A 24,024-nucleotide genomic window follows, 5' to 3' on the forward strand; every position below is an offset into this window, starting at 1 on the left:
TGAACCGCCCCGAATGAGCCACCATGGCAGCATGGTCCCCCCTGCTTCCGCGTCGTCATCGAGCCTCGACCTGCGCCTGCCTCCTCCGACGGCGCCGACCGTCGTGGTGGCGATGGGCGGGCATGCCTTCATCCAGCCCGGCGAGCGCGGGACCTACGAAGAGCATGCTCGCAATGCTCGAGCCATCTGTGCCGAGCTCATCACCCTGGTCGAGCGTGGCTACAACCTGGTCATCACCCACGGCAATGGGCCGCAGGTCGGCGAGCTGCTCCAGCGCAGCGAGCTGACTCGTGACGTGCTGCCCGCGCTGCCGCTGGACATGCTGGTGGCGCAGACCGAGGGCAGCCTGGGCTACCTGCTGCAGCGCTCGCTGCTCAACGAGATGCGCCCGAGGGCCATCGATCGCTTCGTGGTCACCATGATCACGCAGGTGCTGGTCGATGCGCACGACCCCGCGTTCGGCCGCCCCAGCAAGCCCGTGGGGCCATTCTTCAGCCGCGAGGAGGCCGAGCGGGCCCGCGACCAGTTCGGCTGGGTGATCGGCGAGGACGTCGGTCGCGGATGGCGGCGACGCGTGCCCAGCCCCCGGCCGCAGCGGATCATCCAGCGCGACATGATCCGCGAGGCCGCCGCGGCGGGGAACATCGTCATCGCGGCGGGAGGTGGCGGGATCCCGGTCACGATGTCGGCCGATCCCGCCGTGGACGACTACGTGGGCATCGAGGCGGTGATCGACAAGGACCTCACCTCGGGAGTGCTCGCGACCGACGTGAACGCGGAGCTGCTGGTGATCCTCACCGCGGTGGATGGCGTGTACCTCGATTTCGGCACGCCCGGTCAGCGTCGACTGGGCGCGGTGACCATGGCGGAGTGCAGGCGATACATCGACGACGAGCAGTTCCCCATGGGCTCGATGGGTCCCAAGGTGGAGGCCATCTACGGGTTCTTGCAGCGCGGGGGGAGGCGGGGTCTCATCACCGACGCGGCCAGCCTGCGAGACGCTCTCGATGGGCTGACGGGCACGCACTTCGTGGGCAAGATCTGAGCCGCGAGCCACCGGCGGATGCACCGCCGCCAGGCGCGGATCTCACCGGCCTGCCCCTGGTGACCCTGCCCCCGGGGTGAGACCATCTCGCGGTCGAGACCGGGGATGACGAAGGAGGATCAAGCTCGAGCACCCCCCGCGGACGAGCCCGCCCGCGTGAGGCTCGATGTACGGACATGGTTCGTGGAGCTGGTCGATCGCTTCGTTCGCCCCGTACGGCGCCGAAGACCCGAGCACGAGCTACGCCGACTCCGACTGTTCGCAGGTGCCTTGATCCTGATGTCGGTGATCTGCCTGCTCTCGGTGATCGTCTACGCGATCAACGGGCCCTGGCTCGCGTCGTTCTTCTCCGCGGTGGGATGGCTGGGCGCGGTGCTCCTGCTGCTGTTCATCCGCCTGGGGGCCTCGTCGTATCTCGTCGCCAACCTGGTGGGCGGATGCTTCAGCGCCCTGGTCGTCGGGACCTCGCTGCTCGGCAACGGCGTGTTCGCCCCCGGGTTCGAGATCATCGCGGTCATCCCCGTGGTGCTCACCATGGTGCTCGGCGGGCGGCTGGGCTGGGCCTGGTGCGGCGTGAGCGTGGTGAGCACCTTGATGCTCGCCACCGTGACCGAGGGCGAGCCTCGCCTGGTCCGCCTGCATGCCGCCAATGACATCACGCTGTTCGTGCTGCTCACCGCCGCGGCCCATGCGTTCGACGTGATGCGCATGAGGGCGCTGGCTCGCGCCAACGAGGCCCGTCGCGTGGCCGAAGACGCAGCCGAGGCCAAGAGCCGCTTCATGGCCAACATGAGCCACGAGATCCGGACCCCCATGAACGGGGTGCTGGGAATGCTGGACCTGCTGCTGGGCACCAAGCTCGACGTCACCCAGCGCGACTACGCCGAGGTCGCCCACTCGTCGGGCACGACGCTGCTCGAGCTGCTCAGCGACATCCTGGACTTCTCCAAGATCGAGGCCGGGCAGCTTCGCCTCACGCTGGCTCCGTTCGACCTGCACGCGCTGGTCGAGAGCGTGATCGAGCAGCAGGCCGCCGCCGCCGACGCCAAGGGCGTGGCGCTGTCGTGCCACCATGCGCCCGACGCCCTCGTGCAGGTCGTGGGCGACCGGGGGCGGGTGCGGCAGATCCTGCTGAACCTGGTCGACAACGCGATCAAGTTCACCGAGCGAGGACAGGTGAAGGTCACGGTCGAGCACCAGCGACGGGACGAGGACTCCTGGTTTCGCCTCGAGGTCCAGGACACGGGAATCGGGATTCCCGACGAGCTCCACGAGTCGATCTTCGAGCACTTTCGCCAGGTCGACATGTCGATGATGCGGGCCCACGGCGGGGCGGGGCTGGGGCTGGCGATCGTCAAGGAGCTGGTCGGGCTGATGAAGGGCCAGCTGGGGGTGACGAGCCAGCCCCTGCGGGGCTCGACGTTCTGGGTGATGCTCCCGCTGCGGCCCACGAGCGAGGCGCCACGCCACCACGGAGATCCACCACACGAGCAAGGAGAGCCGCCACCAGCGTCGGGCACGAGCCGGGCGCGGGTCCTGGTGGTGGAGGACAATCCGGTCAATCAAAAGGTGGCACGGCGGATGCTCGAGCAGCTCGGATGTCAGGTCGACCTGGCCAACGACGGCCAACAGGGCCTGGATCGGATCGCATCGACCACCTACGATCTGGTGTTCATGGACATCCAGATGCCCGTGATGGACGGGCTGCGGGCCACGGCCGAGCTGCGGCGACGCGAGGGACCGAGCGGCCCCCGCCTGCCCGTGGTCGCCATGACGGCCCATGCGCTGGAATCGGACCGCCAGCGCTGCCTCGAGGCTGGCATGGACGACCACATCGCCAAGCCGGTGCGTCGTCCAGAGCTGCGGCGTGTGCTAAGACAGCTCGACAGTTGGATCCCACGGGGATCGAGTGCCACCGACATGCCGACCCTGACGACGAGCCCCGTCCTCGACCTGAGCACGCTACGAGAGGCATTCGACGACGAGATGTCCGAGATTCGCGCGTTGCTGGACGAGTACCTGGTCCAGACCGACGAGATGATGGCCACCCTGCGCCAGGCCCTGGCCTCGGGCGATGCCGAGACCGTGCGCCGACAGGCCCACACCCTCAAGGGCGCCTCGGGCTCGGTGGGTGCGATGCAGATGTTCGAGCTGCTCGTCCCTGCCTCGGCCGGCGGCTCGCTCGACCTGCCGGCGCTCGAGCAAGCGCTCGCGCAGCTACGGCTCGCGATCGAGCGGGAGCTCGGCGGAGTCTGAGCGCGTGGGTAACGACCGCTGGGTTGCCCTGCGACGTCAGTTCTCGATGAGCGGCGACGCCTCGCACTCCGCGAGCTGCCCCAGCAAGGCCGCGTGGCGGTCCGGCACCCTCTGCTCCACGATGCCATCGAGCCCGAGGTCGAAGCGCTCGAGGTCCCACAGAGGATCGCGCGCGATCAAGTCCTCGAGGCTGGGCGCGGCGAGGCCATCGAAGGGCTGGGCGGCGAGGCGCGGCCGGGTTCGCAGCTCGTTCACGCGCGCAGCCATGGCCGTGGGGTTGAAGTGCTGATCGACGAAGGCCTGGGTGGCCGCGCAGTAGTCCGAGCGGAACGGCGGTTCCCGCAGCCGATTGACCAACTCGGGTGAGCTGCCGTCCTCCCAGGCGTAGCCCAGGATGTGACACGGGCCCGTGTGGTTGCCGCCGTCGCCGTCGTTGCCGTCGCAATCGTCCTTGAACGCTCGATCCACGTCCCACGGGAAGATCACGAAGCGCCGAGGCTCTCCCTGGGGGCCATAGTGGTACAGCACGAAGTTGGTGCTGCTGGGCGCCCAGCCGTCCATGTCGGGGACGGCGAAGTGGGCCGCCATCGCTCGATGCCACTCGGCCATGTCGATGTGCGACTCGATGCACGCGGTGAACTCCGGCGCGGGCGCGCCGACACACTGCAAGAACGGGATCAGATCGGCCGCCACGTCGTCCTCGGCGGTGCCGGCCTCGAGCTGGTAGGTCGCGAGGTAGGGCTCGACCTCCGGGCCGAGATCGGTCAGCACGTCGTCCTCGTCGCCCCAGCAGTCGCCGAACTCGTACAGGCTGCCCGAGGGGTCGTCGGGGAAGCGATTCTTGGCGTAGGTACCGTCATCGCGCTCCTCGACGTGCGCAAAGACCCCGACGTAGTCGCCATTGACATGGACGCTCGCGAAGTTGCACCGCGCCGCGGGGACGTCGAAGTCGCGCAACAACTCGTACATCAGGCACTGCCTCATGAGGGTGTCGTCGCGCTCGGATGACAGGAAGTTCACCCGCTTGTGGCCGTGAAAGTCCCGTCCGGGCACGAACTCGGTGAACGACATCTTGAAGCCGAAGCGCTCGTCGGGCTGAGACAGGATCTTGTCGGGCAGGTCGTGCCCGCGAATGCGAAAGCCGACCTGCTCATGGAGCTCGGTGTGCCCCGTCCACGGGTTCTCGAACTCCACGGTCGCCGGGATGAACGGCCGCTCGGCACACTTGTCCTCGGAGTCGAGCTGCGCCAGGAGGAAGTCCCAGGCCTCGACCCAGCTCGAGCCCTGCATGGTGATGCGATAGACCGGCAGGTACTCGTGCGAGAACAGCATGGCCGGCGCGTCGAGAGCCGGCGGAACGTCCGGCGGAACGTCCGGCAGCGCGCCGGTTTCGACGTGCGAGCCGCCCGAGGACACGTCGTCCGCGGCGGCACCGCCCGTGCTCGTGTCACCACCGCCGCTGGTCCCCGAGCCATCCACCTGCCCGCCTCCCTCTGGGTCCGCGCCGGAGCAACCGAGCAGCAACCCGCACGAGCCCACGAGTGCGAGAGGTGCGAGCAACACATGAGTCATCGTTCTTCGGGGCGCCATCGCTTCCTACCTCGCCAACGTCGAGCGCAGCGCCGCCACGGTCGCGCGCGCCATGCCCAGCAAAGAAGGTAGCTCGACTCACCCGACGTCGCAGCCGTGTCACAGCGCTTCGGCGCGAGCGTTCGAGCCGTCCGCCGCGCCGGCACACTCGCGCGCCCGTGCTCCTTCGGCCTCGCTCCTAGCCCTTCCGCATGCCGACCAGCAGCTCCGCCGTCCAGTCGTTGCGACCGTCGGGCGAACACAAGTGCAGCCGGTATCGCTTGCTCCCGGCCACGGGCAGGCCATGCACGACCCCCGCGTCCACCCAGTCGTCGCCCGGGGTGTGCTGGCCGAGATCGTGCCCGTCGACCAGCACGTGCACCCGGTGCCCGAGATGGGGCAGCAGGACGGTGGGGTCGAGCTCCGACAGGTGCATCGGCAGCGGGCTGCCGTGCTCCGAGCCCCACACCACGATCGCCTCGGCGCGCTCGAGCGCGGCGTAGGCCGCCTGCAGTCCGCGGCCGCTGTCCTCCTCGAGCGCGAGCACCAACAGCACGACCCGAGCCCCGGGCCCGAGCACGACCATGCACGACTCTCGCGAGGGCTCGCGGGGGGAGACCTTGCAGGGGAACCCGCCGGGACGCTCGAAGCGATAGAGGAAGCGCCCCGCGAGCCGCACGTGCTCGGCCGTTGCTCCGAACACCGCCACGATCAGCGTGGGCTCGGGAGCACCGCGCAAGAGACCATCGTAGCCCCGGGCGAGCTCGAGCTGCTCCATCCGGAGGTCGACTTGCACCACCGCTCCCGCAGCGGGAACCAGCGCCAGCCCCCCTCCATCACGACGCGCGAGCGCGGTCTCCTTCCGTCGCTTGCGCTTTCGTCGTCGCGAGCCCTTCCCCATCCGGCGCCGATGGTGGCGAACACGGGGGTCCGTGTCCAGGAGGTCCCCGACGCGCGCGTCAGCGCTCGTCGGCCCCCACGTCGGGGCTACCGTCGCGCGGGTCACCCTCGAAGTCCTCGTCCGCCAGCCCGGCCGGGAGCCCCTCGCCCGCGTCGATGGCCGCCGATCCGTCGACCAGGTGCAGATCACCGCCGGCCGCATCCACGAAGTGCTCGGTGCCTTGATCGCTCAGGTTGCCCATCAGCATCGCCTGCCCGCCGTCGCGCTGGGCGATCGTGTGCGTCACCAGGTTGTTGGCGATGGTGGCCTGCGTGTTGGGAAAGCGATACTCCATGCTCACGAACGGCGGCTGGAGCGACACGACGGTGTTGTGCACCACCTGGGTCTCGCAGGCCTGCTCGAGCGCCACCCCCGAGTCGAACCCGGACTGCGAGTCGAACAGCTCGGGTCGGGCCGCCCACACCGTGTTGTTGCGGATGATGCCACCGAAGTGCCCGACGTAGCCGCCCACGCCGGGGCACGGGTCGTCTTCGTAGTCGCGCGTGGTCCCGTTGCCGTTGTTGCCGAGCCCAAAGCCCACTCCGCGCGCGCAATCGACGATCACGTTGCGCTCCACCAGGGTGTCGCGCGCCCCGTTCCAGAAGTGCACCGCGTGCTCCGACAGGCCCTGATCGCACCAAAAGCCCTCGATGTAGTTGTCGCGGATCTCCCAGCCCCAGGCCAAGTGGGCGTCGATGCCCCCCGTGTAGCAGCCGCTCACCTGCGAGCGCCCGGCATCGGTCAGCTCGAGGTGCGAGCACGCCACCGTGCCCCCGTCGGAGTAGAAGCCCTCCCCCGAGGCGTTGATCTTGATGCCCTGCTCGCCGGGATCGATGACCCGCACCCGGTAGATCATCGTGCCCTCGGTGTTGGCGCTGGTGCCCCCGGTGACGTGGATCGGGTGCCACATGGGGCGCTGGATCGTGAGCTCGGCGATCGTCACGTCGGAGGCGCGTACGTTCAGCACCGAGCCGATCCCGTAGCCCCCGTCGAGCACGACCGCGCTCGGATCGCCGCTCTGCGAGCGCAGGGTGACGCCCGGAGTGTCGAACACGATGTAGCCCGCCGACGAGACGTCGTAGGTCCCGTCGCGCAGCACCAGCGTGCGCCCGGTGGGAGCGTCGGCGATCGCCGCCGCGAGGTCGTCTTCGGGTCCGAGCTCCACCACGTCGCCCTCGGGCGGGGGCAGCGGCACGCAGCCGGTGGCCGGTGGCAGCGGTGGACCGCCGGTGTCCTCGCTCCCGCTGCTCTCGTCCGCCCCCGAGCTGCCGCTGGTCGGCCCCGTGTCGGTGGTGGCCATGGTGGTCGAGACCGAGGGATCGGTCGTGGAGGTCGGGCCCATGGTGCTCGAGCTCCCCTCCGTGCCCGTGCTCGCACCGTCATCGCCGCAGCCCGACGCGACCGCCAGCCCCAGCAGCACCCGCGCCGTGAAGAGCGTCCGCCGTCCGCCGTCGTCGCGCCCGATCTCGTCGTTCATCGACGAGCATCGTACCGCACGTCGGATGCCACGGGCTGCCGAGCCATCCGAGGCCTGCTCGCTTCTAATCGTCGGCGAGATCGCGCTGCAGGGCCGCCCGCTGCTCGTCGGTCAGCGCATGATGCACCTCGAGCCCCGGAAGCTCGACCCCGAGCGCCACCGGAGCCTCGCTGCCCACCGCGAACTTGAGGTACTGCACCGACGACAGCCGCTCGTCACCGACCTGCCGGGAGTCGAAGGTCGCCGGCACGCGGCTCCCGTCCGCGCGCTCGGCGTAGACGTGCTGGGGCAGGTCCTTCCACTCGCCCAGCTTGACCGCACGCTCGGCCTCCTCGTCGATGCCGATGAGCAGCGTGCAGCCCAGCTCGCCGGGGCCCCCGAGCAGCTCGTTGTAGGTCGACAGCTCGTGCTCGATGTCGGCCTCGCGCACGATCCTCTCGGTCCGCATCATCTCCTGCACCTGGTAGCGCACGGTGTCGCGGTTCTCGAACAGGAACGTGAGGGTGCCGTCGCCGAGCACGATGCGTCGGGCGGCCTTGGCCTGCATGGCCAGCGGCCGTAGCTGCTCGCGGCGCTCGCCGTAGGTCATGTAGTCGAGGATCTCGCTGCGCAGGACGGGCTTCATCGCGACCTCTCCTCCTCGTGGCCTTCGGCCTCGACCTCCTCGGGCGCTTCGGTCTCGCGGCGATACGGCGACGCCGGGGCCGAGGGGGCTTCGAAGCTGTCGCCGCGGTAGGCCCGGGCCAACAGCGACATCGGGTGCAGGGGCTTGCGCCCCGCGTGCTGCTCGAACTGAATCGCGGCCAGCGGGCAATCGGTGGCCCACCACTTCGCCTCGGCCTTCTGCATGCCCTCGAACGCGAGCTTGCCCACCCGCTGCGAGGGCTCGAAGCCATGCGTGGTCATGGCGTGGGTGCCGTCGTGCCCGCAGCACTCCATCACCAGCTGCGGCTTGACCCCGGGCAGCTTGCGCAGGAGATCACGCCCCTTGAAGCCCACCCCCTGCGTCCGCAGGTGGCACGGCGCGTGATAGGCCACCGGACCCTGCGGTGAGCTCTTGAAGTTGGTGTCGAAGCGCTCCTCGTTGCGGATCGACCACAGGAACTCGCTGGGGTCCATGGTGGCCGCGGCCAGCTTCGTGGCGCGCTCGCGGTCGGCGCCCTCGAGCAGCTCGGGCCACTCGCGGCGCAGCATCATCGAGCACGTGGGGTTGATGGCGAGCACCTTGGCCCCCGCCTCGACGTAGGGCATGAGCACGTCGAGGCTTTGGTGGGCCTTGCGGCGCAAGCCCTTCAGGTCGCCGCGCTCCCACGCCGGCATCCCGCAGCACTGCAGGCCCTTGGCGCAGCGCAGGTCCACGCCGTTGCGCTTCATCACCTCCACCGTGTCGCGGCCGATCTGGGGCTCGTTGTGCTGCACGAAGCAGGTCTGGAACAGCACCACCTCGCCGCCCGGCCCTTGCTTGGTCAGCCCCTCGGCCTCGGCCCAGCTCTCGAAGGTCTGGCTGGCGAAGTCGGGCAGCTGCTTGTCGCGGTGCACGTCGAGCACCTTCTCCATGAACCATCGGTGCAGGCGCACGCGGTTCATCGAGTTGACCATGCCCCCGCTCATGCGGGCCGCCTTGCCCGCGAAGTCGGGGTCGCCCACGAGCTTGTCCTGCAGGGTGGTCCCCCGCTTGCGACGCTCGATCGCGGCGTAGCGGTGCACCAGCTTGGGGAAGTCGAGCTGGAACTCGTGCCCGTCGCGCGGGGTGTAGGGGCACTGGACCTCGCACAGCTTGCACTGGAAGCACGCGTTCATCACCGCGCGCGTGTCGTCCCCCGTCAGCTTGCGAACGTTGCCGTCGTACTTCTCGTCGAGCAGCGAAAACAGCGTGGGAAACGAGTCGCAGTACTTGAAGCACATGCGGCACCCATGACAGACCTCGAAGACCCGCGTGATCTCCTTGCCGAGCGCCTCTTCGTCCCAGTACTTCTTCTCGCTGGGGTCGTAGCAGAGCCCATCAGTCGGCTTGTACGAGATGTTCTTGTCGTCGTCCGCCATTCGCTCCTTCGTCCCATCCCCGATGTGGCAGCGGCCACCCGAGGGTGGCCGCCGATTCGCGCCTACGCGGCGAGTCCACCGCTCAGTCAGCCGGATGCGGGGCATGAACAGCCGCAAGCTGGCTGCACCGCCAACCCGAGCCGCCTGCGGGGCGAGCTGAGTCCAGCGCCCCGCTTGCCCTCACCAACGCCCCCCTCTGGGGGGCAAGCTGGCTGCACCGCCAACCCGAGCCGCCTGCGGGGCGAGCTGAGTCCTGCGCCCCGCTCGCCCTCACCAACGCCCCCCTCTGGGGGGCAAGCTGGCTGCACCGCCAACCCGAGCCGGATGCGGGGGGCATCAAAAGTGCTCGTTGAGCAGCTTCTCGAAGCGACCGGCGTGAGACTTCTCGGCCTTGGCCAGTGTCTCGAACCAGTCGGCGATCTGGTCGAAGCCCTCCTCGCGGGCGGTCTTCGCCATGCCCGGGTACATGTCGGTGTACTCGTGGGTCTCGCCCGCGATGCCGGCCTTGAGGTTGTTCTCGGTGTCGCCGATCGGCAAGCCAGTGGCGGGATCACCCGCGGGCTTGAGGTAGTCGAGGTGGCCGTGCGCGTGGCCGGTCTCGCCCTCGGCGGTGTCGCGGAAGTTGCCCGCGACCTCGGGGTAACCTTCCACATCGGCCTGCTTGGCGAAGTAGAGGTAGCGACGGTTGGCCTGGGACTCACCCGCAAAGGCAGCCTTGAGGTTCTCGTGGGTCTTGGACCCCTTCAATTCGGTCATGCGTTCCTCCTCGAGCGCGGGCAGACGGCGGGCGCCCGACCGCGGCCGATGGATAGCACGGACCCCCGGCGCTGGCCACGGTCGTCACCCGCCGGGCCCCCTCACCCGCTCGGACGGGGGTGAACGGCGGTGCAACGGCCCCAAAGGCCGTAGGCCACGGAATCGGCGACGTTCGTGCGCGAACGAGCGCGGGGTTACCATGGGCCACGCGGGGCGACTCGGCGAGCGCCCACGCCCTCCCGGAGCGGCATGGATTCGCAGTCGGACGCGCATCGCGAGCACCCCCTGATCCCCGAGCTCTCCGACCTCGATGGTCGCGGCGCGGGTCTGTTCACCGCGTTCGCCGTGCTCCGGCTGGTGCGCAAGGGACAGACCCGCGCGGGCAAGCCCTACCTCGACGTGCGCCTGGCCGATCGCAGTCGCACCGTCGCCGCCAAGGTGTGGAGCGACTCGGGCCGCGCCATGCAGACGGCCGAGCAGCTCGAGCTGGGCACCCACGTCAAGGTGCTGTTCGAGATCGACAGCTTCAAGGGGGCGCTCCAGCTCAACGTCAAGGGCCTGCGGCGGGCCACCATCGGCGAGCCCGGCTACGACCCCGAGGCGCTCGTCGACGAGGGGCATGCGCTCGTCGAGGGCTTGCTGGTCGACACCCTCGTGTTCGACATCGAGACCGTACCCGCGGTCGAGCTGCGCAAGGTGCCGCCCACCGTCGCGCAGGCCGTCACCAAGTACGCCGATCGCCAGGACTGGGACGAGGGCAAGGTGATGAGCCTCTCGCCCTACTTCGGCAAGGTCATCTCGCTGGCGATCGGCGACGGCGAGGCGGCGGTCGACGAGCAGAAGCAGACCGTGTTCGTGGTCACGCCCGACGACGTGCCCGTGCGCGGCGAGCTGCCCGAGTGGGTGCGCCCGGTGACCGAGCAGGAGCTGCTGCAGGCGTTCTGGGCGCTGGCGGGCCACGCCAGCGTGGTCGTCACCTACAACGGTCGCAACTTCGACGTCCCGTTCCTCATCGGCCGCAGCCTCATCCACGACATTCCCGTCCGCGTGGATCTGCAGGGCAACCCGTTCTCGCTGCGCCCGCACCTCGATCTCTACCTGGCCATGGGCGGCCGCAACGGTCGTGGTCCCGCTTCGCTCGACGTGGTGTGCTGGGCCTTCGGCATGCCCAGCCCCAAGGAGGTGATGGACGGCTCGATGGTGGCGACCTCGTACGCCAGGGGGGACGTGCGAAAGATCGCCGAGTACAACGCCGGGGACGTCAAGGCGACGACGGCCGTGTACCAGCGCGTGCGGGATGGTCTGCTGCGCTATCGGGACGACTGGTAGGAGGCGTCAGGCCGGCATCGCGCAGGCGCCCACGTCCTCATAGCCGGGCGGGACCGACATCGGGTCGTACCACGGCTGGCAGGTCTGACCGCCCGCCTGGCCCGAGCACTGCGCATCCCCGGCCGGATCGTCGAGGTCGCAGACCTCGGTGCAGCAACCCACCGCGCCCTCGCATGCCTCGCCCGGGGGCACCGCCGCAGCGCCCAGGCAGATGAGTCCAGGGTCGCACACGTTGATGAACTCGCACGGGTCACCGTAGACGCCGCCCTCACCCGAGGCATCGGGCGCGCAGGTCCAGGCTTGCTGGATCGGGTAGCAAGCCTGGCCGTCGGGGCAGGCCTGCAAGAGGGGATCGCAGTTGGGCAGGCACAGCACGAGCACGCCTTCGTTCGCGATGGCACAGCTGGTGTCCGGATCCTCGCAGATGGGGTTGGCCTCGTCACCGGCGCACATGGCCACGCAGGTACCCACGTTGGTCTCGGGATCCACGTCCCAGCACATCGAGGCGAGCACGCAATCGTCGATGCCCGAGACGCCCGAGCCCTCCACCGTGCATTCGTCGCCCGGCTGCCCCGGGTTGTCCGCGACCGGTGAGCACCGGGTGGCGTTCCACGAATTGCTGCCGTCGTTGGCCCACGGCATGCACTTCTCACCGGGAAGGCAATCTTGGGCGAAGATGTCGCACTCGTGGGTGGCTGATTCGGTGTCGACCGGCACGAGGAACATGACTCCCGTCGAGCCGGTGGTGTCGGTGTTGCCAGTGGTGCCAGCCTCGCCGGTCTCCGGCTGGCCGGCGCCCCCGGTGGTCCCGTTCGCGAGTCCGCCCGAGCTCGAGTCGGAGACGACCGGCGGTCGCTCGGAGTCGCTGGGTTGGTCGTGAGTGCCGCAAGCGGCAAGCGTGAGTGCGATGGCGCAGGTTCGTCTTCCCATGGCCCCACCGTTCGATATGGAGGGCACGACGCAAATCTAGAAACGCACAAATCGGCACGCACGAGCGGCACTCTTCCCCCGACCCGTTGCTACCGATGGCAACCGGAACGCGCGGACCTCAGGCCCGTCGCCATGACCAGCCGGCCAACATCCCCACCAGCACCCATGCGCCCGTTCCGGAACCACCACGGTGGCGGCAGCCGCAGCCAGAGTCGTCGCCACCGCCCTCGTCGGAGCCGCTGGCCCCGGGTCCGGTGCCCGTGCCATCGGGCTCGGTCGTCCCACCACCGGCCGTACCGTCGAGCGCCCCGCTGCCTTCACCTCCGCCCGAGTCCATCGAGCTCGCCCCATCGTCACCCGTGCTGCCCGAGGGCGGTGGCTCGTCGCTCCACTCGTAGGCACCCACGTCGACCGCCTCGCCCACCGGGCGAGGCGTACCATCGCGATCCACCGTCACGCCGTCGAGCGCCACTCCGGCATCGACCGGCGTCGAGCCCTCGAGCAGGTGATAGTCGTGCCCAGCCGCATCCACGAATACCTCGGGCCCCACCGCGAGGTTGGCCATGCCGCCGCTGGCCTCGTCGGGCAAGGCATCGCCGAGCACCAGCAGGTCGTCCACGACCAAGCCCACGGGCGGATCGCCTCCACCGTCCACGAATGCGGCCCCCACCCCGCCCCCGAAGGTGCTCGCCAGGATCTCCGCGCCGCTGAGGCCATCCTCGTAGCGCACGGCCGCGTCGACCGAGTGCACGACCGCGTTCTGCACCCGCACCAGCGCCGGCCCGCGCAGCCGAAACGCCAGCTCGCTCTCGTACACGGTCACCCGATCCACCCGCACATCCACGTCCTCCTTGAGGAGCAGCGCGGCCTGGTTGGTGATGAAGCCGGAGAAGCCCCAGACCGTGACGTCCTCGAGCTCCACGCGCGGCGGGGCCCCGTTGCCGTCGAGCATGGCGCCCACCTTGGTGTCGAGCGCGTTCTCGCCGACCACCGTCCCCGCCGCGACGGCCCCGGCATCCTCGTCGAGCGCGCCCGTCCACAACCGGCAGCCTCGGATCGCGAGCCCGCCCCACGGCAACCGCGGCGGTGACAGCTGCACCGCATCACCCGAGAACAGGTAGATCTCGCTGTCGACGATCTCGAGTTCGAACACGCTGTCGCCGGTCACCCCGTGGGCATCGACGACTCCGCCCGCGTCCCCGGCCACGCAGTGATGGATGCGCGAGCCCACGATCCTCACGCCCTCGACGGTGTGCAGATCGATGCAGTCGCGGCCGGATCGGCGCACCTCCACGTCGTGCAGCTCGAGGAAGTTGGCGCCGTCCCCATCGATCGCGTCACCCGCCCCGTAGCCCCCGTCGAACACGAGGCCCTCGAACGTGTGATACTCGTGATGCGCCTCGAGCACGGTGCCGTTGCCCTGCACGATGGCCTGTCCCGCGGGCTCGGCCACGACCAGGATGGGCGCTCCCCCCGTGCCGTCGGTCGCGGTGGCGATGGGCGCGTAGGTCCCCGGCCGCACGTGGATCACGTCACCGGCCTGCGCCACGTCGAGCGCATCCTGGAGCTCGGCAAAGGGATCGTCCTCGGTCCCCACCCCTCCCGGACCCGCCGTCGCGTCCACGTGGAAGTCATCGGCCCATGCGGTGACGGGAAAGAGCCACCCCAGCCCCAGGAGCACCCACGAGCCCTTCGCCAGCCATGCCATGGAGACCAGGGTAGGGGGATTCGGGGTGCGGCACGAGGCTTCGGACGCGGCGGGATTGCGCGCCTCCGCCTCGGGCGTGCGCTGGCCAACCCGCGACCCGGTCGCCCAGCCGTTTCCTCGGCCGGGTCGCGGTGGTATACGCCCGTTCGCGCCCTTCCCGCCATCGCGGTGCCATGACGCCAACCCCGGGGTCGTGCCGCGTTCGGTCCGGGTGGCAGGGTGGCAGAAGCGAGTTCCGACATGGGCGAAGCGATCACGATGACCGACGCGGGGCTGCAGGTCCCCGACCACCCCATCATCCCGTTCATCGAAGGCGACGGCATCGGTCCCGACATCTGGGCCGCGTCCGTGCGGGTGCTCGATGCCGCGGTGCAGAAGGCCTACGGCGGCAAGCGCAAGATCGAGTGGCTCGAGGTGCTCGCGGGCGAGAAGGCATTCGACAAGACCGGCGAGTGGCTGCCCGAGGCGACCAACGAGGCCTTCCGCCAGTACCTGGTGGGGATCAAGGGCCCGCTGACCACCCCGGTGGGCGGCGGCATCCGCAGCCTCAACGTGGCGCTGCGCCAGAACCTCGACCTCTACGTGTGCCTGCGACCGGTGCGGTGGTTCCAGGGCGTGCCCAGCCCCGTCAAGCGCCCCGACCTCACCAACATGGTGATCTTCCGCGAGAACACCGAGGACATCTACGCGGGCATCGAGTTCCAGCACGGCAGCGAGGAGGCCACCAAGTTCAAGCAGGTGTTCGCCGAGACGTTCCCCAAGGCCTACGGCAAGATCCGCTTCCCCGAGACCTCGGGCATCGGCATCAAGCCGATCTCGCAGGAGGGCACGCAGCGCCTGGTGCGAGCGGCGCTCCAGTACGCGGTGGAGAACCGGCTGCCCTCGGTGACCCTGGTCCACAAGGGCAACATCATGAAGTTCACCGAGGGCGCCTTCCGCGACTGGGGCTACGAGCTGGCCAAGCACGAGTACGGCGCGGTCGACCTCGACGGCGGCCCCTGGCAGACGTTCACCAAGGACGGCCACGAGGTGGTGGTCAAGGACGTGATCGCCGACGCGTTCCTCCAGCAGCTGCTGACCCGGCCCGCCGAGTACTCGGTGATCGCCACCATGAACCTCAACGGCGACTACATCTCCGACGCGCTCGCGGCCTGCGTGGGCGGCATCGGGATCGCGCCCGGCGGCAACATCAACTACGTCACCGGCACCGCCGTGTTCGAGGCCACCCACGGCACCGCGCCCAAGTACGCGGGCCAGGACAAGGTCAACCCCGGCTCGGTGATCCTCTCGGGCGAGATGATGCTGCGCTACATGAGGTGGACCGAGGCCGCCGACCTCATCATCAAGGGCATGGACGGCGCCATCGGAGCCAAGACGGTGACGTACGACTTCCATCGATTGATGGAGGGCGCGACGCTGCGGAAGTGCTCCGAGTTCGGCAGCGACGTCATCGCGCACATGTGACGGGTGGGCCGCCGGGGTCCAGGACAGCGGGCGCGGCGGCGGAAGAGCGCCCGAGCGGCTTGGAAGGCCTCTCGGGCGCATTCGCATGGGAGCGCACGAGGCTCGTGTAGAATGATCCATGGCACCGACCCATGGGGGCGCAGAATTCAGACGACGATGAGCCGTCGGAGCCGCCGCGGCATCGCTACCGCGATGGCACGCGGGATGCTCTGGTCGACTCTGCATCAACGGCACGTGACGAACGGCCGTCCCAACCGGCCGCTCGGTCCCTCTCCTTGCGTTTGCGACGACTCACAGGACGGAAGGGATGGCTCGAGGCCAAGGCCACCGACCGCTCGGCGCGCGTGACCGTCCCCGTCTTCGACGTGGAGCACGATGTCTATGACCCGGCGTTCGCCGAGCGCATGCGATCCCTGGACCTCGCGCAGTCACGGCGAGACCCCGGATGGGCCGCGCAGTGGCTTGCGATCGAGGATGAATACGAGGAGCGGTGCAAGCTCGCGCGATCCTTGTTGGGGGACGGAGTGGAAGACGTGGCCCTGCATGATGGGCATGTGGCCGAGTTGGTCGTCACGGCTCGCACGCTGGTCGATCGAGGTACGGATTTGCTCGCACGAGCGCCTTGGATTCGCCACGTGCACGTGACGAACTACTCGGAGACCGGCCAGTCGCTGTTCATGAACCCAACGTTGCGAGGCATTCAGTCCCTGGGTCTTCGCGCCCAAGCGCTCGTGGACGATGACATCGATGCCCTGGTGCGGAGCCCTCACGTCGATGGCCTCCGCTGGCTCGACCTTGCCGAGAACCTCCTCACCATTCGCTCCTTCGAAGCGATCGCGACGTGCCCAGCGCTCGTACACCTCGAGTATCTCGGGCTCGAGGGAAACACGAGCCCCTCGCCGGTCGATGCCACGGGAACCGATCCCCTCGACGGGGCCGTGGTCTCCACGACACGCACACCCGCTGGACGTGCGCTCGAGGAGTTGGCAGGAGAGATCAAGTGGTTGCACGCGCCTGCGCGCTATCCCCACTCCTATCCACCGTCTCCCCTCGACGTCGCCAAGTCACCTTGATGCTGCCGGAACGTCGACAGTAGCAACTCGTACCGCTCCTCGCCGAGCCCTGGATCGAGCGGCGTCTCGTTGGCGAGGACCACGTTCGCACCGATGTGGAAGGCGGCACCTTCGATGCCCCTGGAGCACGTGGGAGCCGCCCCGACTTGCTGTTCGAGTCGGGCTCGGAGGGGATTGAACCCGCGGCTCTTGCGGGGCTGCTCCCGCTCGAGCTGCTTCTGCCACACGTTGTTCAAGAGTGGCGCACCGAAGCAGCGCAAGCGTGTCGGCCCATCGGTTGCGCATGCGCCCACGATGCGCCCCACCGGTCGTCTGGCGGGACTTCCAGCGCGGGTGCCATCGCCATCGTACTCGATCCAGGTCATGCGCAGCTTCGCGACCAGGGACGAAGAAGCCTCCGGAGCGCGATCGTCCTGACCGATCGACACCACGACTTGATCGAAACGCTGGCGCTCTCGATGGTCCTCTCGAAGAAGCTCGGCCTCGACGCCATCGGCCGCGAGCACCAGCCGTTCCAAAGACCCCACCCACAGGTCGACACCCTCTGCCTCGAATACGGCCTGGGTCCTCGGGAGGTCTGCCCTGTGGAAGGCTACGATGCGAGCTCGTTCGCGCTCGAGCTGACGAAGCCGGGCGCGGTCCGTAGGATCGACGCTCGTCAGCTCTTCCTCGATCGCTCGCACCTTCTGGGCGTGATCACGGGCGTCGGATCGGGAGAGTGGTGCGACCCACGTGACCTTGGCCCCCTCCGAGAGCGCCCGCTCCACGTTCCACGCGGCCGTCGCTCCTCCGCCGAACACCAACACCCGGGGTCCTCGCACCTCGTGCCGCCACTGGTCCTGCCCGAACACCATGCGCCCGTCCGCCAGCAGCTCGCGCTCGTCCTCCTCGGTCACGATCGTCGCGTTCCCGTCGCGATCCCGCAGCCGCCTCGGTGGTCCGAGCCCCACCGCAACGTCCACCCGCTCGGCCTCGATCCTCCGCTCCCCGACCCACACCACGAAGCGCCCGTCCTCGATACGCTCGATCGGACGCTCCACGCAGCACCCCAGCACCAATGGCATCCCATGTTCGTGCGCCGTGACGGCGATCGCATTCGCCAGCGCACTGGCGGGCGCGAACCCATCGACGTCTTCCGCGAACTCATGCGGCTGGAGCACGAACCCCTCCGAGACCAGCTCGCTCGAGGGCTGCCCCAGCCGCCACCGCCCGCGCGACCACCAGGGCTCCTCGGCCCGGGCCACCACCAGCCCCTCGCACCGAGCGCCGGTCGCCCAGCAGAGCGTGGCCGCCAGGCCCCCGCCGATGATCACCCGCTCGACGCGGGTCGTGCCCGTCTCCGCCAGAGCGCGCGCCTGAGCGCCCTCGAGGAGCCGGCGGTGCGCGTCTTCTGCGCGATCACGATTCTCGGCCCGCTGCGGGTCCTCGGCCACGCTCACGCGCTCGCGAGTCTCCCACGACCCCCCGCCGCTCGTCATCCTCACCCCACCCTCACCACGTTGCTCGCCCCTTCGCCCGGCCGTCCGGTATACTCGACCCCTCTTCGAAGGGCTTGCTTGGGATGCGCGCCTGGTCACCCATCTACCTCTCGTTCGCTCTGACCCTGGCTGCCTGCGCCGTGGGCGAGAACTCGGCGGGCGACAACTTCACCTTCGGAGGTCCCGACGGCGATCAGGGCACCAACGGTGATCCCACCATGGGCGACGGCGGCACCGTCGACGACACCGGCCAGGGCATGACCAGCGGGCAGAGCGGCAACGACTCCAACAGCTCCGCAGATGGCGTCGCCTGCATCGACGGCGACGGCGACGAGTACGGCGAGGGCTGTGCGGCGGGTCCCGACTGCGACGACACCAACCCGAACATCAACCCGGGCATGGGCGAGGCCTGCGACGGGGTCGACGAGAACTGCGACGACATGATCGACAACGGGTGCGACTGCCCCGAGGACGGGGTCAGCGGCGCCTGCAACAGCCCCACCGATCTCGGGACCATCGAGGTCGGCGGCAGCATGATGGGCGTGGTGGGCACCATCCCGCAGGAGGGCTCGCTCGACTGGTACACGGTGTCGTTCCCCGCCCCGGCACGACCGGGCGACGGCTCGCCCACGATCAGCTTCGCGATCAACACGGGTGACTCGTTCGCGTTCGACGTGGTCGCCAACGAGTGCGACGCGGCGGGGATGCCCTGCACCGAGGGCGGCACCGGCGGCGCGGCGGTGGGCCTGACCTCGTGGGTCTTCGCCGACACCGACCCCGGCTGCTGCACCCCGCCGATGGACTCGATGGTCCCCTGGCCCAATCAGATCTACGTGCGCGTGTATCGGACCACGATGGGCGCGAGCTGCGACACGTATCAGCTGCAAGCCAGTCGGTAGGCCGCGCCGCCGCCCCTCGGCCGAGGCGCGCTACTTCTGCTCCCAGCAGGAGTAGCCCAGCTTGGCCGTCTTCTTGTTCTTCTTGCTCTTGCCGTCGACCACGGTGGTCTCGGTCAGCGTGATCCCGGTGACGTTGCCGACCTCGTCGTAGCGGTAGTCGTAGCGGCGATCGACCTTGCCGTCGGCCTCGTGGTCCTCGTCGATGCGGGTGGCTCGACCGGCATCGTCGTACGCGAGGGTCACCTTCACCGCAGGACCCTCGACGGGCTTGCTCACCGTGGCCTTGGTGACGCGGCCGTCCTTGACGTCGAGCTTCACATCGTCGCGCTCGGCGTAGAGCGGGTAGCCCGGGGCGATGCCCGTGAACGCCGGCAGGGTGATGAGCGTGATCTCGTGCTTGGCGTCCTTGCCGTCGCGCTGGTCGGTGTAGGTGGCGGTGGCCACGTTGGCCGTGTCGTCGTAGCTCGGCGTGATGATGGCCTCGGTGGACTTGTTGCAGCCCTCGTCGACCGTGACCTTGTGGGTGCGCTCATCCTTGGTCCAAAAGCGCGCGCACACGTCGGACTTGCCGTCGTTGTCGCCATCGATGCGCAGCAGCCCCCCGCTGCCGTCGGCCTCGTACTTGAAGCGCAGCACCGGCCCGCCGCTCCAGCGCACGTAGCAGGGGCCCGCGAACGCGGTGGCCGGGGCCGCCGCCTCGCCCGTGCCGGTGCCGTCGGTGTCGGGCTCGGAGCCCACCGTGGCCGCACCGTCGTCCTCGTCGTCCTCCCAGCCCGCGGTGGCGAAGGGATCGGCCGCGGTGCTGCCGCCCGTGCCCGCATCGCCCGTACTCCCCGCGGCGACCGGGGGCACCACCACCTGGGTGGGCGGGGTCTGTTCCTTGGTGTCGGACGGAGGCGTTTCGTCCTTGGTGCCGCACGCGATGGAACCGAGGGCAACGAGGCCGAGGAGGAGCAGGGAGCGAGCAGCGGTCATGGGCGGCGGGGCGATCATGCAGGATCGATTGGGGGCGGTACGGTTGGGGGCGGTACGGCAGTGACCGGGCGCAGCTCGTCCCAGCCGTACATCGAAGCGTAGCCGCGGCGCAGGCCGAAGCAGCGGCTTTGTAGCACACAACCGTCGCAAGGGGCGGGCTTGACGAATTCGCCGTCGCCCCCGCCCGGGGGCAGCTCGGCCAGGGAGAAGAACGGCTGCAGATCGTCGGGCACCAGGCACAGCGGCAAGCCGCACATGGAGTCGAAGCCGCCGACCTCCAGGCCGTGCGTGCGGGCCCGGGCCAGCCCCTCGCGCAGCGGCGGCAGCACGTCGCGGTAGCGCGGCACCAGCCAGCGCTCGCGGGGCACCAGATCGGTGGACATGCCCACGAACGAGATCGTGATCGCGGCCCCGGGCCAGCGCTCGGCGACCAGCGAGACGAACGCCGGGAACTCGTGACGGTTCTGCTCGCACAGCACGAAGTTGATGCGGGTGTGGATCCCCGTGTCGCGCAGCCGGTCGAGCCCGGCCAGCGTGCGCACGAACGTGCCCGGGGCCGCCGTCACCTCGTCGCTCACCGCCGCCGTCGCACCGTGCAGCGACACGAACGCGATGTCGACCCCCGCGTCCCGCAGGGCCTCGCACAGGGCCGGATCGGACAGGCGCGTCGCGTTGGTCTGCAGTTCGACCTCGTGTACGCCGTGGGCCTTGCCGCGGCGTACGTAGTCGGGCAAGCGGGGGTCGAGGGTGGGCTCGCCGCCCGAGAGCACGAGGATCCCCCGCAGCGCCGCGATCTCGTCGATGGCCGCCTCCACGCGGGCGACCGGTGGGGCGGGCAGGTGCGTCGACACGAAGCAGAAGTGGCAATTCTGGTTGCAGCGAAAGCCGATCCGCACGATGTGGGCGGGAACGGTGGTGCCGTCGGGACGGCGGTAGCGCTCGCGGGTGACCAGCTCGCGCTCGATCTGCGCGCGGGGTGAGGCGATCACGGTGAGGCGGCGACGGAGGCGGTCGTCGGACAGCGGGTGGGGTACCGGAGCATTGGCGCGCGTCGGCTCGGTGACCAGCATCGAGGGCAGGCCCGGGCAGCGATCGCGGACGGTGCAGGGCTCGCAGGCGGGCGGGTGTATGTAGCCCGGTCGCTGCGCGCCGCCGCGAGAGAGCGCATAGATCGAGGCCACTCGACCCGGGCGTTCGAACAGACACGGGGGCAGGAAGGTGGCGGGCTCGAGCGAAACGGGCAGGGCGTGGGTGCGGGCTTGGTCGATGAAGGTGCCGGCCGCCTGGAGCATCGCGGGCAGCGGGGCGAGGGTGGAGGGATCGGGGGCCTGGATCGGCAAGCGCATCCACAGGCGATCGAACGGCAGGCCGGTTGCGGCGAGCTGGCCGGGCAACGAGGCCAGCGACTCGAGGTTGGCGAGGACCACCGGGATCGAGGCCTCGAGGGTGATGCCGGCGTCACACAGGGCGGACAGGCCCGCGGCCGTGCGCGCCGCATCACCCGGCCGGCCGGTGATGGCATCGAGCGCGTCGCCCCAGGCGGGCAGGTGCACACGGGCCGTGTGCAGGCCGGCGGCGGCGAGGCGCTCGGCCAACGCCGGGGTCACCAGCGCCGCGTTGGTCTCGAGCACCACCCGCGCCGGCTCGCGCGCGGCGTGGGACACGATCGCAGGGAGGTCGGGGCGCAGCGTGGGCTCGCCTCCGGTGAGCACCAGCTCGCGCACGCCCTCACGGTGGGCGGCATCGATCCGCGTGCGTACGGCGGAGGCGGCCGCGATCGAGGCGCGCTCGCGCGGGCGCACGGCGTCGCAGAAGCGGCACGCCTGATTGCAGGTCTCGTTGGTGAGCACCCGGGCGACCCGCATGGGCCAGAGCGTACACCGACCGCCCTGGGTTCCCCGCCTCGGCGACCCCAGAGCACATCTTCCCCTCACCCCCCGCCGCCCCCACCCGCCATGCCGAGCGACGCCTGGGCGACCGGCATCACGTCGTCCGACGAGCGCAGCCGCTGCAGCTCCTCCCGCGGGGGTCGACCGAACAGCCGCTTGAACTCGCGACTGAAGTGCGAGGGGCTGCGGTAGCCCACGCGGTAGCCCGCCTCCTCGGCCGTGAGCTCTCCGTGGAGCATCAGCGAGCGCGCCTGGTGCAGCCGTACCGTCTTGACGTACTGCAGCGGCGACATGGAGGTTGCCGCCTTGAAGGCGTGGTGGAACGTCGACACCCCCAGGTGCGCGGCGCGGGCCAGCGAGGCCACGTCGAGCGCCTCGTCGTAGCGCGCGTGGATGAGGTCGAGCACCCGAGCAATGCGCCGCGACGCCCCCCGCCCCAGGGCCAGGGTGCGCAGCAGCTCTCCCTGCGGCCCGCGGCTGACCCGGTACAGCAGCTCCCGGATGCACAGCGGGCCGAGCACGCGCGCGTCGGTCGGATCGGCCAGCGCCCGCAGCAGGCGCACGGCCGTGTCGCGCAAGGCCGGGGTCAACGTCGACACCTCGATCACCGGATGGACCTCGTCGGTGTCCGACTCGTCGTCGGCCTGCAGCACCACCTCGCGAACCACCGCCGGGTCGAGCATGACCACGACCGCGAGGTAGGGGCGCCCGGGCGCCGCCTCGATCTCGCACTCGACCGGCAAGGGCACCGAGAGCACCAGATACTGCTCGGGATCGTAGGACAGCGCCCGCTCGGCGACGTACGCGGTCTTGCGCCCCTGGGCCACGATCACCAGGCACGGCTCGTAGATCACGGGCATGCGCGGTCGCGGACCACTGACGCGGATCGTCCGCACCTGCGGCAGCGCGGTCGCGTTGGGCCCCTCACGAGGTGCCGCCGCGGCGACGAGCTCGACCAAGACATCCCGGCTCACACCCCCATGGTAGCCCGGGGCGGCGGGCTCTCCCACCCGACTACAGGATCGGACAAGCATTTCGGAGCGCCACCGCGGGGCCCTGTCCAGGTCGACAGGATCGGGCAAGCCTTCCCAAGGAACGGCCGTGGTCGCGCCCCGTGGGTCCCCCTAGGCTTCGAGCCCATGACGGCACTCCACACGAACACGAGGACCCTGGGTCGAGACGGCCCCGAGCTGTTTCCCATCGGCCTGGGCTGCATGGGCATGTCGGCCTTCTACGGCGATCCCAACACGCGCCGCGAGGGCGAGGCTGCGTCGATCGGGGTCATCCACCGCGCCCTGGACCTCGGTGTCCGGCTCATCGACACGGCCGACATGTACGGCTGCGGAGCCAACGAGCGCCTGATCGGCCAGGCGCTCGCGGGTGCGCGCCGGCAGCAGGCGGTGCTGGCCACCAAGTTCGCGGTCACGTTCGAGGAGGACGGCCGCATCACCGGGATCAGCGGCCGACCCGAGTACGTCCGGCAGGCGTGCGAGGCCAGCCTCGCCCGCCTGGGCGTCGACACCATCGACCTCTACTACCAGCACCGCGTCGATCCGAACACGCCCATCGAGGACACGGTGGGCGCCATGGCCGAGCTGGTCCGCGAGGGCAAGGTCCGCTACCTCGGCCTGTCCGAGGCGTCCCCCGAGACCATCCGCCGGGCGCACGCGGTGCACCCCATCGCCGCGCTGCAGACCGAGTACTCGCTGTGGTCGCGCGAGCCCGAGCAGGCGCTCCTCGACACGTGCCGCGAGCTCGGCATCGTGTTCGTCGCCTATAGCCCCCTGGGACGCGGCTTCCTCACCGGCCGCTTCACGCGGCCCGAGGACCTGGCGGCCGATGACTGGCGGCACAGCAACCCCCGGTTCCAGGGCGACAACTTCACCACCAACCTCGCGCTGGTTCGCGTGGTGGAGCAGCTCGCCGAGGCGCGGGGCTGTACCGCCGCGCAGCTCGCCCTGGCCTGGACCCTGCGACAGCCGCACGTGGTGCCGATCCCCGGCACCACCAACCTCGCGCGCCTCGAGCAGAACGTCGCGGCCGCGAGCATCGAGCTCCGATCCGACGAGCTGCAGCAGCTCGAAGCCGCCGCGGCCCCCGACGTGATCGCGGGCACGCGCTACCCCGAGGCGGCCATGCACATGCTCGGCCGCTGAGTCGGGTCGGTTGCAAGTGTGGCCGGGGGAGCCATCC

Annotated in this window: 19 protein-coding genes; 7 read left to right on the forward strand and 12 right to left on the reverse strand. The window is 69.8% G+C overall.

The features are described from left to right. Positions 1–31: 31 nt before the first annotated feature. On the forward strand, positions 32–1,045 hold the full coding sequence (locus OEB96_RS41865) for a carbamate kinase (RefSeq protein WP_266222559.1): 1,014 nt from the start codon (positions 32–34) through the stop codon (positions 1,043–1,045). 156 nt (positions 1,046–1,201) lie between these two features. Next, the gene (locus tag OEB96_RS41870) at positions 1,202–3,301 is read left to right on the forward strand and encodes a response regulator (protein WP_266222560.1); all 2,100 of its coding nucleotides are present in this window, start codon (positions 1,202–1,204) and stop codon (positions 3,299–3,301) included. A 36-nt stretch (positions 3,302–3,337) separates the two neighbouring features. On the opposite strand, the gene OEB96_RS41875 is transcribed toward OEB96_RS41870, so the two are convergent. From OEB96_RS41875 to OEB96_RS41900, 6 genes are all read right to left on the reverse strand, one after another. Then, on the reverse strand, positions 3,338–4,864 hold the full coding sequence (locus OEB96_RS41875) for a CotH kinase family protein (RefSeq protein WP_266222561.1): 1,527 nt from the start codon (positions 4,862–4,864) through the stop codon (positions 3,338–3,340). Positions 4,865–5,069: 205 nt separating this feature from the next. Further along, a complete protein-coding gene (locus OEB96_RS41880) occupies positions 5,070–5,666 on the reverse strand; it encodes a hypothetical protein (RefSeq protein ID WP_266222562.1) in 597 nt (198 codons plus the stop codon). Positions 5,667–5,829: 163 nt separating this feature from the next. After that, positions 5,830–7,287, reverse strand: coding sequence for a right-handed parallel beta-helix repeat-containing protein (locus tag OEB96_RS41885; RefSeq protein WP_266222563.1), 1,458 nt, complete (start codon positions 7,285–7,287; stop codon positions 5,830–5,832). Between the two features lie 64 nt (positions 7,288–7,351). Next, positions 7,352–7,912: a DUF3501 family protein gene (locus OEB96_RS41890; protein ID WP_266222564.1), complete on the reverse strand. Its 561-nt coding sequence runs from the start codon at positions 7,910–7,912 to the stop codon at positions 7,352–7,354. Next, positions 7,909–9,330 carry a heterodisulfide reductase-related iron-sulfur binding cluster gene (locus tag OEB96_RS41895; RefSeq protein WP_266222565.1) on the reverse strand — a complete coding sequence of 474 codons (1,422 nt, stop codon included), beginning with the start codon at positions 9,328–9,330 and terminating at the stop codon, positions 7,909–7,911. The genes OEB96_RS41890 and OEB96_RS41895 overlap by 4 nt, the downstream gene beginning before the upstream one ends. A gap of 336 nt (positions 9,331–9,666) precedes the next feature. Continuing rightward, entirely contained in the window at positions 9,667–10,086 is a 420-nt protein-coding gene (locus OEB96_RS41900; RefSeq protein ID WP_266222566.1) for a rubrerythrin family protein, read from the reverse strand. Positions 10,087–10,335: 249 nt separating this feature from the next. Here OEB96_RS41900 and OEB96_RS41905 point away from each other — a divergent pair, with 249 nt between their 5' ends. Further along, the gene (locus OEB96_RS41905) at positions 10,336–11,415 is read left to right on the forward strand and encodes a ribonuclease H-like domain-containing protein (protein WP_266222567.1); all 1,080 of its coding nucleotides are present in this window, start codon (positions 10,336–10,338) and stop codon (positions 11,413–11,415) included. 6 nt (positions 11,416–11,421) lie between these two features. Here the strand turns inward: OEB96_RS41905 and OEB96_RS41910 are convergent, their stop codons facing one another. Both OEB96_RS41910 and OEB96_RS41915 read right to left on the reverse strand, forming a co-directional pair. Further along, positions 11,422–12,345 (reverse strand): ribulose phosphate epimerase, encoded by a 924-nt coding sequence (locus OEB96_RS41910; protein ID WP_266222568.1) that lies wholly within the window; start codon positions 12,343–12,345, stop codon positions 11,422–11,424. 118 nt (positions 12,346–12,463) lie between these two features. Then, the gene (locus tag OEB96_RS41915) at positions 12,464–14,053 is read right to left on the reverse strand and encodes a choice-of-anchor Q domain-containing protein (protein ID WP_266222569.1); all 1,590 of its coding nucleotides are present in this window, start codon (positions 14,051–14,053) and stop codon (positions 12,464–12,466) included. 240 nt (positions 14,054–14,293) lie between these two features. Between OEB96_RS41915 and icd the strand changes: the two genes are divergently transcribed. Then, positions 14,294–15,517 (forward strand): NADP-dependent isocitrate dehydrogenase, encoded by a 1,224-nt coding sequence (gene icd / locus OEB96_RS41920; protein ID WP_266222570.1) that lies wholly within the window; start codon positions 14,294–14,296, stop codon positions 15,515–15,517. 344 nt (positions 15,518–15,861) lie between these two features. Then, the gene (locus OEB96_RS41925; RefSeq protein WP_266222571.1) at positions 15,862–16,590 is read left to right on the forward strand and encodes a leucine-rich repeat domain-containing protein; all 729 of its coding nucleotides are present in this window, start codon (positions 15,862–15,864) and stop codon (positions 16,588–16,590) included. On the opposite strand, the gene OEB96_RS41930 is transcribed toward OEB96_RS41925, so the two are convergent. Continuing rightward, entirely contained in the window at positions 16,551–18,068 is a 1,518-nt protein-coding gene (locus tag OEB96_RS41930; RefSeq protein WP_266222572.1) for an NAD(P)-dependent oxidoreductase, read from the reverse strand. The two genes, OEB96_RS41925 and OEB96_RS41930, sit on opposite strands and share 40 nt — an antisense overlap. A gap of 83 nt (positions 18,069–18,151) precedes the next feature. On the opposite strand from OEB96_RS41930, the gene OEB96_RS41935 reads away from it, so the two are divergent. Continuing rightward, complete coding sequence (locus OEB96_RS41935; RefSeq protein ID WP_266222573.1) at positions 18,152–18,967, forward strand: putative metal-binding motif-containing protein; 816 nt, start codon at positions 18,152–18,154, stop codon at positions 18,965–18,967. Between the two features lie 30 nt (positions 18,968–18,997). Here the strand turns inward: OEB96_RS41935 and OEB96_RS41940 are convergent, their stop codons facing one another. From OEB96_RS41940 to OEB96_RS41950, 3 genes are all read right to left on the reverse strand, one after another. After that, a complete protein-coding gene (locus tag OEB96_RS41940) occupies positions 18,998–19,942 on the reverse strand; it encodes a hypothetical protein (protein WP_266222574.1) in 945 nt (314 codons plus the stop codon). A 14-nt stretch (positions 19,943–19,956) separates the two neighbouring features. Beyond that, positions 19,957–21,807: a radical SAM protein gene (locus OEB96_RS41945; RefSeq protein WP_266222575.1), complete on the reverse strand. Its 1,851-nt coding sequence runs from the start codon at positions 21,805–21,807 to the stop codon at positions 19,957–19,959. 65 nt (positions 21,808–21,872) lie between these two features. After that, a complete protein-coding gene (locus tag OEB96_RS41950; RefSeq protein WP_266222576.1) occupies positions 21,873–22,805 on the reverse strand; it encodes an AraC family transcriptional regulator in 933 nt (310 codons plus the stop codon). 165 nt (positions 22,806–22,970) lie between these two features. On the opposite strand from OEB96_RS41950, the gene OEB96_RS41955 reads away from it, so the two are divergent. Next, the gene (locus OEB96_RS41955) at positions 22,971–23,987 is read left to right on the forward strand and encodes an aldo/keto reductase (RefSeq protein WP_266222577.1); all 1,017 of its coding nucleotides are present in this window, start codon (positions 22,971–22,973) and stop codon (positions 23,985–23,987) included. Positions 23,988–24,024 lie beyond the last annotated feature (37 nt).

Origin of the sequence: Paraliomyxa miuraensis (assembly GCF_026337845.1) — a bacterium.
Classification (GTDB): Bacteria; Myxococcota_A; Polyangia; order Nannocystales; family Nannocystaceae; genus Paraliomyxa; species Paraliomyxa miuraensis.